The following is an 18,554-nucleotide window of genomic DNA, read 5'->3' on the forward strand; positions in this document are numbered from 1 at the left end:
GAGTTATTGAAAAATAGGATTAATAATTAATAGGCGGTGAATTCAGTTGTTAGAAAATAAATTAGGTATTATTAACCAACTTGAGTTAAACAGAGTTGAGGAACGTGTCAGTAAAGAAAAGGCAAAACAATTGTATGACTCTGGAGATATCGACAGAGTAGAAGTTGGAACATTCAAAGGGCTATCATATATCCATAATTATTTGTTTGAAGATATTTATGAATTTGCAGGTAAAGTAAGAAGTCAAAATATTTCTAAAAGAAGTTTCCGCTTTGCACCAGTAATGTATCTAGAAATCGCTTTAGAACATATAGATAAAATGCCACAAAAAAATTTAGATGAAATTGTAGCCAAATATGGTGAAATGAACATCGCACATCCTTTTCGTGAAGGCAATGGTAGAGCGATGAGAATATGGTTAGACTTAATTCTGAAAAAAGAATTAAAGCAGGTTGTAGACTGGAACTTAATTGATAAAGAAGATTATTTGTCTGCAATGGAAAGAAGTCCGGTCAACGATTTAGAAATCAAACACTTAATCTCAAATGCTTTAACTGATAAAATTGATGACAGAGAAATCTTCATGAAGGGCATTGATATTAGTTATTATTATGAAGGATATACCGAATACAATGTTGATGACTTATAAATTAAGTAGAAAAACAAAAGGTAGCTTGGATGATAATTAATCCAAGCTACCTTTTGTTTTAGGAAAAAAGCTAAGAAAGTTACATTCTATTTAATAGTTAGTTATATAAGGATTTATTTACATAACATTTAAACTTAAACGGATGAATTTAACTTTATTTTATCAACGATAAAACGTTATTAAAAAAGATTATTTGTTACATCTCTTGTTATAACTCACACTTTTTATTTTACTTTGCATAATAATTGTATTTTAACAACAGAATCAAGATCTTCGTATTGTATTGATAAGACAATTTAATAACAGCTGTAAAAATATTATGTATTCTGTAAATGTAACAATTATATTAGCTCCCAAATTACAAAATCCATTTAGTAGTGGAATTACTATGAAAAAACGAATTGAATATTTTGCTAAAGAAATAAGAGAGCTATTTTAATAATGAGTAATAAACAATTGTTTATTTTTAATTCCTTTTGTGATTACTTCAACATAATGCATAACCTATCCTTCTTTCTGTGTTTTTTATTCTTAAATTTTCTAAACAAATTATACCAATATTCTTTCATTTTAAAATATTTTTTTGTAATATCTTATTGGCTATTAAGCTTATCATTTTTTATACATACTAAACTAAAGATATATTCAAAAAAACTCTTAATATTTATAAAATCTAATTATATAAGTACCATTACAACTTTGTAAGAAAATTGTTAGTCTTATAAATGGAAATAGATTTTTTTTTTGATATTATTTAACAGATGAAAATAAACTGCGAAAGATTGGTGAAAACGTGATGACAACTTTTCCTCATATGGTACCTTATTATACACCATTTTATTTTGTATTATTGATTATAGCATTACTACCAATGATTTTAACATTAATAATTAAAGGGGAAAGATGGCCTTGGTATCAAACACTTGTAACTTTAATCTTCCTTTATATAAGTTTTGGTGGAAATCAATGGCAACAGGGGATAACTATAATTATATATACTATCTATCAAACACTATTAACATGGGCTTACGCTACCTATCGAAAAAATAAAAATACAGATAAAATATTCTATCTTTCCATTTTTCTAAATATTTTACCACTTATTTTAGTAAAAATTTCTCCATTTATGCTTGGAAAAACACCAATAGGTTTCTTAGGAATATCTTATCTAACATTTAAAGCTGTTCAAGTAAACATGGACTTACGTGATGGGTTGATTAAAGAGTATTATCCATCTCGTTACATTCAATTCTTACTTTTTTTTCCAACGATTTCTTCAGGCCCAATTGATCGATATAGACGTTTTGAAAAGGATTTAAAAAATCCACCTAGTCCAGAAAAATATTTAGACTTTCTAGATAAAGGAATTTTTTATATATTTTTAGGCTTTTTATATAAGTTTATTATTAATCATTATTTATATGAATTCTTAATGTATTTTGAAAAAAGCGCCTTATCACAAGGTGGTATCTCGTTGTGGACTTTAGGTTATATGTATATTTATAGCGTATACCTTTTTTTTGATGTTGCAGGATATAGTCTCTTCGCAGTTGGGACAAGTTATTTAATGGGATATGATACACCAATAAACTTTAACAAGCCTTTTTTAAGTTGGAATATAAAAGAATTTTGGAATCGCTGGCACATGACTTTATCTTTTTGGTTTCGTGATTATGTATATATGCGTCTAATGTTTTTCTTAATGAAAAAGAAGGTATTTAAAAGTAAAATTGTAGCATCAAATGTTGGATACTTTGTTTTATTTTTAATCATGGGTATATGGCATGGTTTAAAGTGGTACTATATTGCGTATGGATTATATCATGCAACACTGATTTGTCTAACAGATGCTTGGCTACGTTTTAAGAAAAAAAACAGGGAGAAAATTCCATCGAACAAATTTACACATGCATTTGCAATATTTCTAACCTTTAATGCAATTTGCGTGAGTTTCTTAATATTTTCAGGCTTTTTAAACCAACTTTGGTTTAAATAATTGAAAATGAAAAAGCAAAATATCAAATAATAGTTTTTGATTTTAGCAGTTTTATATTATCTCTAATTTAATTGTATGTTAAAATTTTTTATTTACTATAAAAATATATTTCTGAATAAACGAGATATGGTAACTCATATCTCGTTTTTATATTTTTTATCATCTATTCTAAACAATAAAAAATATAAACTTGTGAAAATGCTCACATTTAAATATGAACATAATTGTCACTTCTAAAAACAACTATAAAGAGTTGTCATGTTATTTGTGAAAAACATCTCTATGATATTAGAAAAATTTAAATTATTGTTCCCATAGCAGTTTTTTTTATCAAATATCCCCGGTAATTCTATATTTAAAATATAAAACATAAGAACAAAAATTTAAATTTATTTGTGACAAAAAAAACAATTGCTTTTTTTATTAGAAGTAGCAAAAACACATTATGTTGTATTCTAACTAAAACAGTGATACTATATGTGGTATATTTTGTGAAAGAGAGGTTTATAAATATGATAAAAAAAATAAATGTCATATATATAAGTTTAACTGGAAATACCAAAGATTTTATTCAACAACTTGATAGCTACTTTACAAATAAGAATATTAATCTTTGTGCAAAAAATATCAAAGATACAGTATTAAGCAATCAACCTTTTGAATGTATGAATGAGCCATTCGTCACCTTCTTACCTTCATTTTTAGAAGGAGGCAACGGTATTGAAAATGGTTATAAGGAAATCCTGACTACTCCATTAAAGGAATACTTAACGTTTAACGATAATTACTTACTTTGCTATGGGATTGTTGGTAGTGGTAATCGAAACTTTAATAAACAGTTCGGACTTACAGCAAAGCAATATTCAAAATATTTTGGTTTTCCTTATATTGATGAATTTGAGCTTCGTGGAACTTTTGAAGATGTAAAAAGAATTGGAGAAAAACTAATTAGGTTACAAGGCATAGCTAATATGAGAAAGAAGGGGTAATATGACAAAAACTAATATTTCTAAAAATTATTTTTATCTTAACAATCTATTAAATATTCCTATTGAAGGAAAAATCCCTTTGTATTTTGATAAACAAGCTTTAGATTCTTATATAGAAACAGAAGTAAAACCAAATACAAAATATTTTAATATATTAGCAGAAAAATTAAATTTTTTGGTAAAACAAGATTATATTGAAGAACAACTACTAAATCTTTATTCAGAAAAATTTTTAAATAATCTATATGAATATCTAAAAAAACAGAAATTCAAATTCCATAGTTTTATGGGAGCCTATAAATTTTATACACAATATGCATTGAAGACAAATGATAACAAACAATTTCTTGAAAACTTTATAGATCGTGTTTTCTTTAATTCTTTATATTTAGGAAACGGTGATGAGCATCTTGCAAAAATGATTGCGGAAGAATTAATTAATCAGAGATATCAACCTGCAACACCAACGTTTCTAAATGCTGGAAAAAAAAGACGAGGAGAACTTGTATCCTGCTTTTTAATTGATGTTAACGATTCAATGTTATCAATTGGAAGAATGTTAAATTCAGCTTTACAGTTGTCTAGAATCGGAGGCGGTGTTGGTGTAAATTTATCTAATATTCGTGCTGCTGGAGATCCTATAAAAAAAATATCTAATGCATCTTCTGGAATTATTCCAGTTATGAAACTATTAGAAGATTCCTTTAGCTATTCTAATCAATTAGGTCAGAGAAATGGTGCAGGGGTTGCTTATCTCAATGTTTTCCATCCAGATATCCAATCTTTTCTATCAACAAAAAAAGAAAATGCTGATGAAAAGATTCGTATTAAGACACTTTCATTAGGTCTTATTGTTCCAGATAAATATTATGAACTTTTAAAAACAAATCAACAAATGGCCTTATTTAGCCCTTATGATGTAGAACGTATATACAACAAACCCTTTAGTTATGTAGATATATCTGCTGAGTATGAGTCATTAATTGATAATCCCAAAATAAAAAAAACGTATATTAATGCACGGGAACTAGAACAAAAAATATCTAAGCTACAACAGGAATCTGGTTATCCATACATTATAAATATTGATACAGCGAATAAAACAAATCCTGTTTCAGGAAAAATTATTATGAGTAATCTTTGCAGTGAGATTTTACAACCTCAGACTCCTTCAATACTTAACGATGACTTGTCTTATGAAATAGTCGGATCAGATATTTCTTGCAATTTAGGATCTTTGAATATTGACAAACTTATTCATTCTCCAAATTTTTCTCAGTCTATCGAGATTGCGGTCAGAGCTTTAACAACAGTTACTGATAACACAAGTATAGATGAAGTTCCCAGTATAAGTTTAGGGAATAGTCTATATCATACAATTGGCTTAGGAGCCATGGGCTTACACACAGCATTAGCAAAAAATAAAATTTATTATGGGTCTAAAGAAGCATTAGAATTTACTGAAGCATTTTTTATTGCGTTAAATTATTACTCTTTATTAGCAAGTAATAAAATTGCACAGGAACGACGAAAAGTATTTCATGACTTTGAAAAGTCAAAATATGCAGATGGTAGTTATTTTGATACTTATATTTCAACCCCATTTGTATTACAAAATAACAAGGTAAAAAAAATATTTAAACACATTAAACTTCCAACTGTTGAAGATTGGAAAGATTTAAAATTATCTATTATGAAATATGGACTATATCATAGAAATCGATTAGCAATTGCTCCAAATGGGTCTATTTCATATATTAACGAAACCAGTGCCTCAATACACCCAATTACTCAATTAGTTGAACAACGACAAGAAACTAAAGTAGGATCAATTTTTTATCCTGCTCCTTGTTTAAATGAAGATACATTACCTTACTACATCTCTGCTTATGATATTGATCAACGAAAAATCATAGACACATATGCTGTGGCTCAAAAACATATTGACCAAGGAATGAGTTTAACATTATTTATGCGGTCTGTATTACCAAAAGGCTTGTATGAATGGAAAGAAGAAGGAAATGAATTGATGACTACTCGTGATTTAAATCGTCTTAGAAACTATGCATGGACAAAGGGAATTAAATCTCTCTATTATGTACGTACTTTCACAGAAGATGATGAAATTTCTAGTTCTAATGAATGCGATGCTTGTATGATTTAAAAAAATTGAATAAAACGGAGGATATACTATGGGCTTTTTATATTATAAAGCAATCAATTGGAATGAACAACTTGATTATTTAGATCAGTATACATGGGAGAAATTAACTAATAATTTTTGGCTAGATACTAGAATTTCTCTTAAAGAAGATAGAAAAATTTGGAATGTATTGGAATTAAACAAGAAAGAAGAAATATGTAATTTATTAGCTTGTGCATCTTTAAATACAGCTATTCAATCTGAAATTGGAGTTGCGAGTTTACGCCAAAATGTTCAGACACAACAAGAAGAAGCTATTCTTAATGTAATTACGTTTATGGAGTCTGTTCATACAAAATCTTTTACTACAATTTTTCGTTCTTTAGATTTAAATGATAAAGCATATGAGTATTATCAATTTGCTGATACAAATCCTATATTACAAAAGAAAGTAAATCTCTTTGAGCATATTTTTAAGAATGGAAATACCTTTCAAAAAAAAGCTGCATTTATTTTTCTTGAAAGCGCACTGACTTTTGGATGTTATGCTCCTATTTTAAAAGAAAAAGAGTTAGTTCAATCAAACAAAATAATTCGTAATATTTTACAAGGTAGTGGACTTTTTATAGCCTATAGTGGTTATAAATTTCAAAAGGCATTTATGACTCTAACTCAAGATTCTAGAAGTGATTTCATAAATTGGTTCAAGGAGTTTTCTGCAGAAACTATTTTAGAAGAAATTTGTTTCTATGATAGTTTATCAGAAAATACCCGTTCATATGCCAACAATTTATTATCATATGGAGCAAACTATGCCTTTGATTCTATGGGATTTGAAAAACAATTTGAAGAGCAACTAACACCATCAACTAAAGTTTATTTAGATAGCTTATTAATGACCACTAATAAATTTTTTCAACAAGCACAAAAGTGTAATAACATTTACACAGAAAAAACTTCTAATGATGATTATACATTCTAATTTTGAAATAATAACCGGAGGTATTAGATATGACAGTAAAAACAGTAAATTGGAACATAATAGAAGATGAATTTGACGAATATGTTTGGGATAAAGCCACCGCTCAATTTTGGTTAGACACTCGTGTTCCAGTTTCAAATGATTTAAAAGATTGGAGAACTCTTTCTCAATCTGAAAAGGATCTGATTAATAGAGTTGTTGGTGGCCTTGCTTTGTTAGATACATTACAATCGGAGGAAGGCGTTAATGTAATGAGAGAAGATGCTATAACTCGTAAAGAAATAGCTGTGATTAATAACTTTCTAATGATGGAATCAATCCATGCCAAAAGCTATGGAACTATCTTAACATCACTAAATGATTCATCAACAATTGATGATATTTACAATTGGATGAATAATAATTATAGAATGCAATACAAAGTAAAAAGAATAAACGATATATATCAAAACGGTGATAATTTAAAGAAAAAAATAGCTAGTGTTTATTTAGAAGGTATATTATACTATAACAATTTTTTTATCCCCCTATGGTATCGTGGACAAAATAAATTAGCAAATCTTTCGGAAATTATCAAACTCGTTATTCGAGATGAGTCCGTACATGGAACTTATCTTGGATATAAGTTCCAGATGAGCTTTTCTAAATTAACAGTTGATGAACAAGAGGATTTGAAGGACTGGATGTATGAACTATTAGATGACTTATTAGAAAATGAATTTGCATTTGCCGAAGAGCTATATGAATCTGTAGGTTTAGTTGAAGAAGTAAAAGACTTTATTAAATATAATGCCAATAAGTCTTTGCAAAATATGGGATTTCCAGTTAGATATGAAGATGTAACAATTACTAGTATTAACCCTATTGTAATGAATGGTATTTCAACTGAAACAGCAAACCACGATTTCTTTTCACAAGTAGGAGCAGGATATTTAATGGGTAGCGTTGAATCTATGAAGGATGATGATTATCTTTTTTAATTTATTTAAATGGCCTGTAAAGAACATTGTGTAAGTTCGTATTTTTAAAGATTATCGACGATTATATCTAAAAAAATCCGAAAGATTGTGACAGTCTTTTTCCTAATTTTGAATCTCATACAAATTATAGAACCTCCTCATATTGAATTTAAAGATGCCAATCAAATACATTATGCTCTTATCTCTTATAATCTTAGAAAACAAAATTCAGCTATTAATATGTTTTCTCCAAAATTGAAAGAAGAAATTTGTTAGTAGTCTATTTAAAATATTCATTTTTTATCTACTTTAATAGTGTATATACAGTTTCATAAATAATCGTTTTTTGATACGATAAAAATCATTTAAAAAGACTCCCTCAAAATAAGGTTTCTTTTTTCTCAAAACTTATCTCAATATCTATTAATGATTTTTAGTTTATTTAATCATACTAAAGACCTAGCGACAATGTGCTACCAAAAGTATATAATGCAAGAGTAAAGAATATGAAAGGAGTGGGACAATTGATAGAAATTTTGTCTATTCAACATTTATCAAAAAACTTTGGTAAAAAGCAAGCACTAAAGAATATTAACTTCACCTTGAAACAAGGACAAATTATTGGGCTAGTAGGTCCTAATGGCGCGGGAAAAACAACGATAATGAAAGCATTATTAGGGTTAATTCAATATCAAGAAGGAACTATTCAGATTAAAGATATACCGATTTCACCAACTAGTCACAAAGGGCTAGATAAAGTAGGAGCCTTAATCGAATATCCTGGAATTTATCCTTTTCTTTCTGGTTATGACCACCTGAAGTTATTTTCTGAAACGAAAGATAAAGCCGCTATTGACAATCTCGTGACTATGCTTAAAATGACAGAGTATATTCATAAAAAAGCGAAGTCCTACTCTTTGGGAATGAAGCAAAAATTAGGAATTGCGTTAGCTTTAATAAATAGTCCTGAACTTGTTGTATTAGATGAGCCAATGAATGGACTAGATCCTCAAGCAACTCGTGATGTGCGAGAAATTATATTAGCATTAGCTAAAACCGGTACAACTTTTTTAATTTCAAGCCACATCCTTAGTGAACTAGAAAAAATCTCTAATCAGTTTATTATTATTAATAACGGTGAAATTATTCGTCAATGTTCTATAGATGAATTGAATCAGTCAGCGAAACATTACTTTCTTTTAAAAACGTCACAGAATGAACTAGCTAGAGAGCTTTTAATAAAAGAAAAATTTCTTATTGAGAGTCCAACTGAACTCAAAATAGTTAAAGATTCGGAGGAACAATTAAGTGATATTATCCAACTTTTATCTACTAACGGAATACAAGTTAAAGATATTCAATACCTTGATAACGATTTAGAAAGTTCTTTGCTTGAAATATTAGATGAAAAGAAAGCTGGTGTTCAAGAATGATTTTGCTTGTGAAACAAGAACTTTTTAAGTTAACTAAAAAAAAATCTACGTTTATTTCCCCATTACTATTAGTAGTGCTTATTATTGCGACTGGCGTACTTACAAAAAAATATTCCGGTGCGATTGCCCCAGATACCATGTTTACCAGTAGTTTTAGTGGCACCTCTTGGATTGTTTTTATCATGATTGCAACAAGCAGCACTATTATTTCTATGGAATCTCAATACGGAACATTAAAAAATTTACTTTATCGAAAATATTTTCGTGGAGAGATTTTGGCTAGTAAATGGTTAACATTAGCTATTTATTCAGTTTTTCTATATATAGTAGCAACAGTTACTTCTATAATAGTAAAAATAGTTTTGTTTCCTTCTATCAGTTTTACACAAACATTAGAAAATGGACAAACTTTGTTAAAAGCTTTAATGTTAAATATATTGGGAAGTTATATTGGTTTATGGCTTATTCTTAGCTTAGTCTTAATGTTAGCTTGTTTTATTAATAGCTCTGGAGCTGCCATTTCTGTGGGGATAGTTTTTTATTTTGCTTCTTCTATAATATCCGATATTTTGACCGCTGTTATAACTAAGTGGGAGTGGATAAAATGGAATCCTGTTAGCATGTTAAATTTGCAAAAGCAATTGGGTAATGAAAAAATCATGGAACCCTTAACGCATTTATCTACTAACCAACTGCTCATAGGGAATGTTCTTTATATTATTATTTTCTTAGGATTGGGCTATGTAGCATTCAATAAAAAGAATGTTTGATTTTTATTTTAAAATACAATTTTATAGATATTAAATCATGACCGATCAAAAACTATCTAATATAAAATGTGATATTCACTTTTTATATAACTGTTTATGTATTTCGAAAGTTCAATCGTCCGATCTATTAAATATTGAAGATATGTTGTTGTAAGTTTAACCAAAAATAGACTTCTGTAAAAAGCCGAAGTATTAATCAATCACTTAATTCATATATCCGAAGTATGTCCTAAAAGGAAATAATACATTACTCTTCAAAAGAAGAAAACTTAATTATCTAATTAGGAGAATTTGGTAAAAATCTGAATTAAATAGAATATATAGTGGAGATTTTACAGAAAAAAGTCAATTTTACAAACTTACAGAAAGTATACCCCGTCGTAACTAAAAAATTGTCACTACTAAAGATAGTCAAAAAATTATATATTTTTGACTATCTTTTTTTTATTGATTGCCCTACATTTTTATTCACAAACATTAGTCATAAAATGAATTTATTTTAAAAACACAGTATAGGGTAGGGTATGCAGAAATTAATGATAGTTTATGAACGAAACAGAAACTTGGTAAAATCAAGTCATACAGATGATTAAAAATATTTATATTATAAATATTCATGTAAATTTTGAGTATGCCATTTTTTATAAAACTTATCAAGGATCTTTTTTCTTTGATAAAATCGAATATAACGAGCAATATTGTCAAGTTGAAAAGCATATTTACCTAACATTACATTGAAAAAGTATACACTAAGCTAATTTTTTATAGTGAATGGTGATAAATAATTAGCGCTAGGTGATAAACTACATAATTTAAAAGTTTCCCTTCGATACTAACTCAGCGTTTATTCTTGTAATACCTGATGAATACTTATTATACTTAATGAAAAAAGGAGGTGTTAACTATGGCATCAACAAAAACTGGAACACAAGGGAACTTCGTTAGTTATAACAATTCCTGCTATACTAGGGGTTAAGGAGGGGGAAGAATTTATTATTTTTCGTAAAAGCAAGGCTCTATTGCTTTGATTCCAAAAGTAGAAGATTTTTTTAATACAACTGGAGTTCTACCTTTCCGAATTATCGATTAATTACTCATCTAGTGGAGGAGAAGTTGATGGTATATAAGCCAAAGCAGAGAGATATTGTTATTATTGACTTTGTGCCTTTAAAAGGTTATGAAATAAAAAAACGACGTCTGGTTCTCCTAATGAGCAAAGATAATTACAATATCTCAACAAATTTAGTTATTGTTTATCCGATAATCTCATTAAATAAAGAATGCCCTTTTCTTGTACCTATTTATAGCAAAAGACTTCATACTGCAGATAATAAAGTAAGTATTATCTAGACTACACAGAACAGGCTCAATGTGGAATAGTGTTTAGTTTCGAGAAATAAGAAGGAGTTACTTCTGTACTCACCGTTTATCAATTTTTAGAGTCTGAGACAAAAATAATTTTGGATTTTTGTCTCAGACTCTAAAAACTAATGTAATCCATACTAGACTTTTCTATATCTCTTTAATTCAATAATATTTAAAAACATAAATACAACAATAAATAGAAGTAACATACCTAAATCAAAAGAAATTTTCTCCCATCCTTGCCCTTTAATTGTAATGTTGGTTAAAGCATCACCGCCATAACTTAGTGGAAATATATATGACAGGTTTCTTATCCAAATAGCCATGCTTTTAATTGGAATCAGTCCCGAAAAAAACACTTGTGGAATAATAATTAATGGGATAAATTGAAGCATTTGGAATTCTGAATTAGCAAAGGTTGAGACAAAAATCCCCAAAACTAAAGCTGTTAAAGCAATTAAAATATTTGTTGCTATTACCCACCATATACTACCTATAATTTGTAAGTTTAGTACGATAATAGAGAAAAAGACAATAATTAAGGTTTGAATAATCGCAAAAATACCATATCCTACCAAATATCCCATCATAATCTCGCAACGCTTGACTGGCGTTGCAAGCAGTCTTTCTAATGTTCCTGTTGTTCTTTCTCTTAATAAAGCGATACCTGAAATTAGAAAGACAAAAAAGAAGACAAAGAAACCAATTAAATTGGGAAATATTTTATCAAAATATGAACTATTTGCGCTACCATAAATATAAGAATCCTGTATAGAAAAATCTTTTACGTTTACTTTCTTACCTCTTTCTTCTGATAATTTTTTTACGGTCAAACTAAGTTTCTCTAACTTATTTGCTGTTAAGATATTTTGAAAAATACTCTTTACTTTTACTGTATTAGTTAGATCTTCATTTTTATAGGTAATATTAAAAATAGAACCATCTAATGTCACAAAAGCATCTAAATTGTCATCAAGCATCTTTTCTTTATAATTATTATTTGTATTGTACTGTTTTATTTTAATTGTAGATAGTTGATCAATGATTTCTGAAGGAACTGTATTATCTAACCCAATTTTTATATGCGTTTTAGAATTAGAATCAAAAACAACATTCATTAGACTTAAAACAATAATTGGTGCAAGTAACATTAGTACTAGCGTGCGCTTATCTCGAATTAATTCCTTAATAACTCTTATCAATATAGCTTTAAATCGAATCATTTTATACTCACCTCAGCTTTTAAAAAGACTTCTTCAATACTAGATACTTTAAATTGCTCCTTTAATTCTTTTGGTGTACCAAAGGCGATTAGTTTACCTTGGATTATAAGTCCAACATAGTCACATTTTTCTGCTTCATCCATGACATGAGTAGTCACGATAATTCCTTTTTGATTATTTGCAAGCTCTCTTAATTGCTTCCAAATTTTCACACGTAAGTTAGGGTCAATACCTATTGTAGGTTCGTCTAATATCATTAGATCTGGATTGGCTAGTAAGGTGATAGCTAAAGAAAGCCGTCGTTTCATTCCTCCTGAATAAGTTTTTACTGGTTTATCTAAAAATCCAAATAAATTAACCAATCTTATATTTTTATCAATTGAATCAATAAGAGTTTTACTTGTTAAACCCATTAGATTACCAAAAAAAATTAAATTTTCCTTGCCAGTTAAATCATTATAAAGTGCATCACTTTGTCCCATATAACCAATTCGTTCTAAAATCTTTCGATTAGGCATTTTTGTATTAAATACTTCAACAGATCCTTGATCTAACTTTTCCATTCCTATTAAACATTTAATCGTTGTGGATTTTCCTGCACCACTTGGTCCTATTAGTCCTAAAATTGTTCCAGATTTAAGCTCTATATTTATGTTATCGAGTACTTTTTGCTTGTCAAAAGATTTCGATGCATTAGAAATTTTTACAATTATTTTTTCCATAGTTAAATCCTCCTTTTTAATAGACACAATGTATATTATATTGTACCCTTTGTATAGTATGTTTTTATAAAACAACAAGTAAAAAATATTTAATGGACATATAATAAAAATTGATTATTAATGAGGGGTAAATATGAAAAGCAAAAAAAAGATATACTATTTTATCGTACAAAAGAGCGAATAATAACAGCAATAACAGAACTCTTAAAAGTAAAAAGCTTTGATCAAGTGACAGTTAAAGATATATGCAAAAAAGCAACAATTAGTCGAAGTGGATTTTACCTTCATTATATGAATAAATATGATTTAGTAGAAAAGTATCAACTTGAATTAATAACAAATATTAATCAATTAATTGAAGAGAATTCAAAAGAAAATCTATCAATGGAAAAGACGCTGATAAAGTTACTCTATTTCTTAAAAGATGAAGGACAATTACTAGGACTACTCATTTCAAAAAAAGAATCTGTGGAAATCCAAAATCAAGTTAAAAAAGTACTTCAACAAAACGCATTAAAGAATGTGATTCCACATATAAGTTTCCCATTAGAAAATGAGATAGAGAAACATTATTTAGTTATTTTTTTTAGCAACGCTATGTTAGGAACCCTGCAAGAATGGATAAACACGGAACAAAAAGAAGAACCTGAAGAATTGGTTCAAATTTTAAATAAATTTATTCCTTATAAATTAATCTAGCTATAATTATAAGAAATATGACAAATTACTTATCTATTTCTTTTTATTTTTCAATAAAATAGACTCTACTAATAATAAAAGTGTCATAATCTAATAGAACGGCATTATTAAATGTAATCTTTAAATATATTTATCAGTAACAATCGAATACGTTTGTCCATGATCGTGGATCATTCGTTTGATAAAAACTTTCGTAGAAATGGTATCTTGATGACTACGTAACAACGTGTTGAATAATTATTATAGCAGCTCTAGAATAATGATAGAGCTGCTATAATAAATAAGTTTTTTACTCCTAAAACATTAGTATTAATACATATAAAAAGGTGCAGTTTAATTGCTGGAGTTTAAATTATTTTTTTGGTAATACGATATCAGTATATATCCAAACTGTTATAATGTAATATACAGAATACAAGGTAAAGAATATTATAAATGGAACCCAGATATTATTATATGGGTTTTGTATGAATACACTAAACATTTGTAACCCGAATAATACATGGACTACACCTAGAACTCCTGGAGCTAGGAACAATACCCCAATTTCTCTCTTAATAGATTGTTTAAGTAAATTGTTACGTACTCCAATTTTTCCAAGCATTTGATATCGAACAATATCGCTCTTACTCCCTGATAAAATTTTAAACATCAAACAACTAGCCAACATTGTTAAGAATGCTAGCCCTAAGAAAAATCCCATAAACTCAAATCCCGAGTAGATACTATTAAACATTTCATATATCTCGTATTTCTGTTTACTTATAAAGGTTGTTTTTTGCAACGAAGGATTGTTCTTCTTATTTTTAGAGACAAGTGTTTTGAGTGATTCTAAGTTACCTTCAAATTCTTTCAATTTGACCAATTGTAAAGTCGATTTAGGCAGGTTCAATTGGTTAAACGTTAATTGACTAATCACCTTAATTTCTTTTTTTTGTTGTTCAGGTAATTCATAGCTTCGTAGTTCATCTTGTACAGTTTTTCTATTCATTTCTTTTACAGGCACTATTTTTTTATCAGATTGATTTAATTTAATAAAAGGCTGTATTCTAAATTCATTCTCATTATAGTAAATAGTGTCACTATCTTCTTTTTGAGTATAAGTAACAGATATACTAGGAGAGAGGTTTTTAATAGTTTGTTGATCTTTTTCTTTGGGGTTATTCATTACCAAATCATACACAGCCATATTGTATGCTGATTCTGAAATTTCATTTTTAAAACCAAGTCCTACTGTTAATGCACCTAAAGCCAAAGAAAATAAGATAGCAACCATTGAAAGTACTCTTGTATAATCACGTATCCTAAAACTCAACTGTGATAATGTAAAATTATTTATTCTTTTTAAAGAAATCTGATCGTTTCTTTTTAGTAATGATAAGAAAAATATAACAACTGAATGGAAAGAAAAATATGTCCCTAGAATAATTGTAAATAAAGATATTACAAAAGATAATTTTTTATAAACTTCTACATGTCTAAACACATAATATCCGCAAGCTAACAATAGAATCCCTAAAATAGCTTCTAATAAAAGTGAGCTATTACTCTGTTTTATTCTAGTTGGTGTTCCATTTGAACGAATTAATGTTAGAATCGGTTTTTTCATTATAAAAAGAGCATTAGCAATAGCAGCTAATAAAAAAAGAACAAAAAAGAATAGTATTGTTACAATTAAGCTATTCAGACTAAAAAAATTAATATTGGTTATATCCATTCCAAGTTGTGTAACTAATAATTTAGTAACTATATCAGCAAGTAACATACCTAGTGTAGAACCAAGTATTGTAGATACAATTCCTACAATGAATGTTTCTGCAAAAATCATTTGTGCAATTTTTCTAGTTTTGGCACCTAACATCATAAACATAGCATAATCTTTTTGTCGTAAAGTCATTAAGAAAGAGTTTATATATAGAATATAAACAAAAGTAATGACTCCTAATAATATTGTACCTAATCTAAAAATAAAAACTGTTGATGATATTGGAGTATTATTATTCAAGAATTCCTCATTACTTGCTAGCGATTCAAACATATAAAAAATAGCGGATGCAATGACTAAACCCGAGAATAAAATTAAATAATCTCTTAAACGACTTTTGATTCCATTAAATGATAATTTCCAAAGCATATTGAGTTTCCTCCTATTATTATAAATTTCCTAAAATAGATAATATTTTTTGATAGAAGGCCTCTTGGCTTTGATTACCACGTTCTATTTCCTGATAAATATTACCGTCTTTTATGAATAAAATCCGATGGCAATAGCTTGCAGAAAATGGATCGTGGGTAACAAGTAAAATGGATACCTGATCTTTTATATTTAGTTCCTCCATCATATTCAACAAATCACGAGCGCTTTTAGAATCAAGTGCCCCTGTAGGTTCATCACCTAATAAGATTGTTGGTTGGGTGATTAATGCACGTGCAGCTGCTATCCGTTGCTTTTGACCACCAGAAATTTCGGTAGGATAATTTTCTAAAATATGAGCAATTCCTAAACGATCAGAAATTTTTTGCACATTATACTTGATTTGTTTTGGACGTATACCTTGCAGAGAAAGAGGTATAGCAATATTTTCTTGCGCAGTTAAGTTCTCTAATAGATTAAAATCTTGGAATACAAATCCTATTTCTTTCGCTCTAAAATCTGCTAATTGATTGCCTCTTAAAGTTGTTACATCTTTTTGATTTATTTTAATGTATCCACTTGTTGGTCTATCTAAAGTAGATAAAACGTTTAAAAGGGTAGACTTTCCAGAACCAGAAGCACCCATTATACCAATAAATTCACCTTTCTTTATATTGAAACTAATACCTTTTAAAGCTTGTGTCTGTTTCTCATTTTTTTTACCATAAACTTTAGTGACATTTTTTACTTCGACTATATTATTATCCAAATTTTTTCACCCTTTAATTATTTTTTTGTTCTATTTTTAGTAGTTTCTGTATTACTAATGTTTATACACTTTAAAAATATTTATTTTTAAAGTGACATTTTTGTTAGCTAGTAAATTCCGATTCGCCTTCTTTCTAAACAATGAAATTATATAAAACATCAGATTTTTTTTCCTTTTAAATATCTTACATATCTCTTTCATTAATGTCATACTTTTTTTGTAAAAATTGAAACTTAAAGTTTATATGTATAAACTAGATTAGTATTATGTCTTGTAATTGTTGAACACTCGTCCGTATTTTTTTAAATAACTAAAAATTCTAAATAAAATATTTAGAAAGTAAATAAAATGCTTTCTCCTATGTAATGACGATAACAGAAATGAAATATATTTTATTGCATATTCATTTATCAGATAAAAAGAGTCCCCAGCGGGGATTAAGATAACTAGCTAATTGGAACAATATGGATCTACAATAGGATGTGAACAATCGGTAATGTGGAATCGCTTCGAAAGCAGATCTAAATACTTAAAAATGAAATATTACCCTGAACAAATTGATTATGCAATTTCTAGTGTTAACATTTGCGCATCAAATATCTACAATTGGGGTTACCTAAAACTTGTTTCTTTTGATATCAACAAACTGAGAAGAAAAGGAAAACGTTATAAAGTAAAATCTCTGGGTAAGTTGTTAAAATCCCCAGATAAATTCTTCTTTGAAAAACGCATCATTTACTAGATCCATATGCGTATAGTTACGCACTGAGTTGGGTATCGGGGATCGACAGTAACCAAACCTACTTTAAATAATCTTATATTTAACATATTTGATGCAACATATATTAGTTTTATGTAAAAAGGAATGATATATTTAATATTAAGAAAAAATAAGAGTGGGGGATGGGCTATTTGTCAAATGAAGAGCGGGGGTATATTGAAGTTGCTTAAGAGAAGGGGGCAGTCTCTCAAATTGCATTAAGTCTAGGACGTCACTGTTCTAGTTGTTTATCGATAAATTAAACAAAATACAATGAAAATAGGTACTAAAGGGAATTTCGGCGCTAGGCCTTATCAAAACAGCAGTGCTCAAAAATATTACTAAAATGCGATAAAAGTATGCATGGACAAAAACAAAAGCGAATGAATCATTAATAGACAAGGTTCTTTACTATTTAAACTTAAAAATTTCTCCTGTCCTGAACAAATCACTTAACTCACAGTTTGTACCTTTACTATCTATATAATTGGATATACAATAGAATTCATCCCCTTTGACAAAAAAAAACTTAAAACATAGTGTTAGACGATTTAGAGCAAAAAATACAGGGGAGTTACTTATAAAAGACCCGCTTCTCAATGGTTCATGAACCACTCTATTTAAAAACGTCCTGTTAGAGTAAATAAACGCCAAGTATTTGGACACTGGGTATTATCTACAATTCGTAGCAAATCTACTCTAGCCACCTTTGTAAAACACGAGCTGCGGGTATTATGTAACTATCAGGTTCTGTTTTACCTGTGATCGTGGAACGGAATTTATCAATAGTATATACACAGGTATTATCTAAAATTCGGGGTTAAAATATATCTAGATCATCCATATAGTATACATGAGCGTAGTTCTAATGAGAACCACAATGAATTATTGCGTGAATTCTTTCCTAATCCTAGCAATTTTAAGTCAAAAATGTATCACGGATGCAACAAATAACTTAAAT

General features: G+C 28.4%; 14 protein-coding genes and 2 pseudogenes. 11 read left to right on the plus strand and 5 right to left on the minus strand.

Annotated elements, in window-relative coordinates:
• The first annotated feature begins 46 nt into the window (after positions 1-46).
• The 10 genes and pseudogenes from fic to AB1I62_RS01155 all read left to right on the plus strand — a co-directional run bounded on the left by fic (position 47) and on the right by AB1I62_RS01155 (position 11,271).
• Positions 47-649 (plus strand): protein adenylyltransferase Fic, encoded by a 603-nt coding sequence (fic, locus tag AB1I62_RS01110; RefSeq protein ID WP_367018910.1) that lies wholly within the window; start codon positions 47-49, stop codon positions 647-649.
• Between the two features lie 796 nt (positions 650-1,445).
• The gene (gene dltB / locus AB1I62_RS01115; RefSeq protein WP_033598529.1) at positions 1,446-2,645 is read left to right on the plus strand and encodes a D-alanyl-lipoteichoic acid biosynthesis protein DltB; all 1,200 of its coding nucleotides are present in this window, start codon (positions 1,446-1,448) and stop codon (positions 2,643-2,645) included.
• A gap of 512 nt (positions 2,646-3,157) precedes the next feature.
• Positions 3,158-3,634 carry a class Ib ribonucleoside-diphosphate reductase assembly flavoprotein NrdI gene (locus tag AB1I62_RS01120; protein ID WP_080482585.1) on the plus strand — a complete coding sequence of 159 codons (477 nt, stop codon included), beginning with the start codon at positions 3,158-3,160 and terminating at the stop codon, positions 3,632-3,634.
• A gap of 1 nt (position 3,635) precedes the next feature.
• Positions 3,636-5,798: a class 1b ribonucleoside-diphosphate reductase subunit alpha gene (gene nrdE, locus AB1I62_RS01125; RefSeq protein ID WP_367018912.1), complete on the plus strand. Its 2,163-nt coding sequence runs from the start codon at positions 3,636-3,638 to the stop codon at positions 5,796-5,798.
• A gap of 28 nt (positions 5,799-5,826) precedes the next feature.
• On the plus strand, positions 5,827-6,759 hold the full coding sequence (locus AB1I62_RS01130) for a ribonucleotide-diphosphate reductase subunit beta (RefSeq protein ID WP_033598535.1): 933 nt from the start codon (positions 5,827-5,829) through the stop codon (positions 6,757-6,759).
• Positions 6,760-6,788: 29 nt separating this feature from the next.
• Complete coding sequence (nrdF, locus tag AB1I62_RS01135) at positions 6,789-7,739, plus strand: class 1b ribonucleoside-diphosphate reductase subunit beta (RefSeq protein ID WP_074653822.1); 951 nt, start codon at positions 6,789-6,791, stop codon at positions 7,737-7,739.
• 506 nt (positions 7,740-8,245) lie between these two features.
• Entirely contained in the window at positions 8,246-9,151 is a 906-nt protein-coding gene (locus AB1I62_RS01140; protein WP_181039740.1) for an ABC transporter ATP-binding protein, read from the plus strand.
• A complete protein-coding gene (locus AB1I62_RS01145) occupies positions 9,148-9,921 on the plus strand; it encodes an ABC transporter permease (RefSeq protein ID WP_033598538.1) in 774 nt (257 codons plus the stop codon). Before AB1I62_RS01140 ends, AB1I62_RS01145 begins: the two co-directional genes overlap by 4 nt.
• A 904-nt stretch (positions 9,922-10,825) precedes the next feature.
• A pseudogene (locus AB1I62_RS01150) lies at positions 10,826-11,048 on the plus strand (AbrB/MazE/SpoVT family DNA-binding domain-containing protein).
• A complete protein-coding gene (locus AB1I62_RS01155) occupies positions 11,038-11,271 on the plus strand; it encodes a type II toxin-antitoxin system PemK/MazF family toxin (protein ID WP_074653829.1) in 234 nt (77 codons plus the stop codon). The pseudogene AB1I62_RS01150 and the gene AB1I62_RS01155 overlap by 11 nt, the downstream one beginning before the upstream one ends.
• A 152-nt stretch (positions 11,272-11,423) precedes the next feature.
• Here AB1I62_RS01155 and AB1I62_RS01160 read toward each other — a convergent pair whose 3' ends face one another.
• Positions 11,424-12,509 carry an ABC transporter permease gene (locus tag AB1I62_RS01160; protein WP_033598539.1) on the minus strand — a complete coding sequence of 362 codons (1,086 nt, stop codon included), beginning with the start codon at positions 12,507-12,509 and terminating at the stop codon, positions 11,424-11,426.
• The gene (locus tag AB1I62_RS01165) at positions 12,506-13,231 is read right to left on the minus strand and encodes an ABC transporter ATP-binding protein (protein ID WP_033598540.1); all 726 of its coding nucleotides are present in this window, start codon (positions 13,229-13,231) and stop codon (positions 12,506-12,508) included. Before AB1I62_RS01165 ends, AB1I62_RS01160 begins: the two co-directional genes overlap by 4 nt.
• Positions 13,232-13,351: 120 nt before the next feature.
• Between AB1I62_RS01165 and AB1I62_RS01170 the strand changes: the two genes are divergently transcribed.
• Positions 13,352-13,930: a TetR/AcrR family transcriptional regulator gene (locus AB1I62_RS01170; RefSeq protein ID WP_074653832.1), complete on the plus strand. Its 579-nt coding sequence runs from the start codon at positions 13,352-13,354 to the stop codon at positions 13,928-13,930.
• A gap of 126 nt (positions 13,931-14,056) precedes the next feature.
• Here the strand turns inward: AB1I62_RS01170 and AB1I62_RS01175 are convergent.
• The 3 genes and pseudogenes from AB1I62_RS01175 to AB1I62_RS01185 form a co-directional block, all read right to left on the minus strand.
• Positions 14,057-14,161 (minus strand): annotated as a pseudogene (locus AB1I62_RS01175) (IS6 family transposase); the annotation flags it as partial.
• A gap of 121 nt (positions 14,162-14,282) precedes the next feature.
• Positions 14,283-16,064: an FtsX-like permease family protein gene (locus AB1I62_RS01180; protein WP_367018915.1), complete on the minus strand. Its 1,782-nt coding sequence runs from the start codon at positions 16,062-16,064 to the stop codon at positions 14,283-14,285.
• A gap of 19 nt (positions 16,065-16,083) precedes the next feature.
• Positions 16,084-16,833 carry an ABC transporter ATP-binding protein gene (locus AB1I62_RS01185; RefSeq protein ID WP_033598543.1) on the minus strand — a complete coding sequence of 250 codons (750 nt, stop codon included), beginning with the start codon at positions 16,831-16,833 and terminating at the stop codon, positions 16,084-16,086.
• Positions 16,834-18,554: the final 1,721 nt, after the last annotated feature.

Source organism: Enterococcus sp. AN402, assembly GCF_040719405.1.
GTDB lineage: Bacteria > Bacillota > Bacilli > Lactobacillales > Enterococcaceae > Enterococcus > Enterococcus faecalis.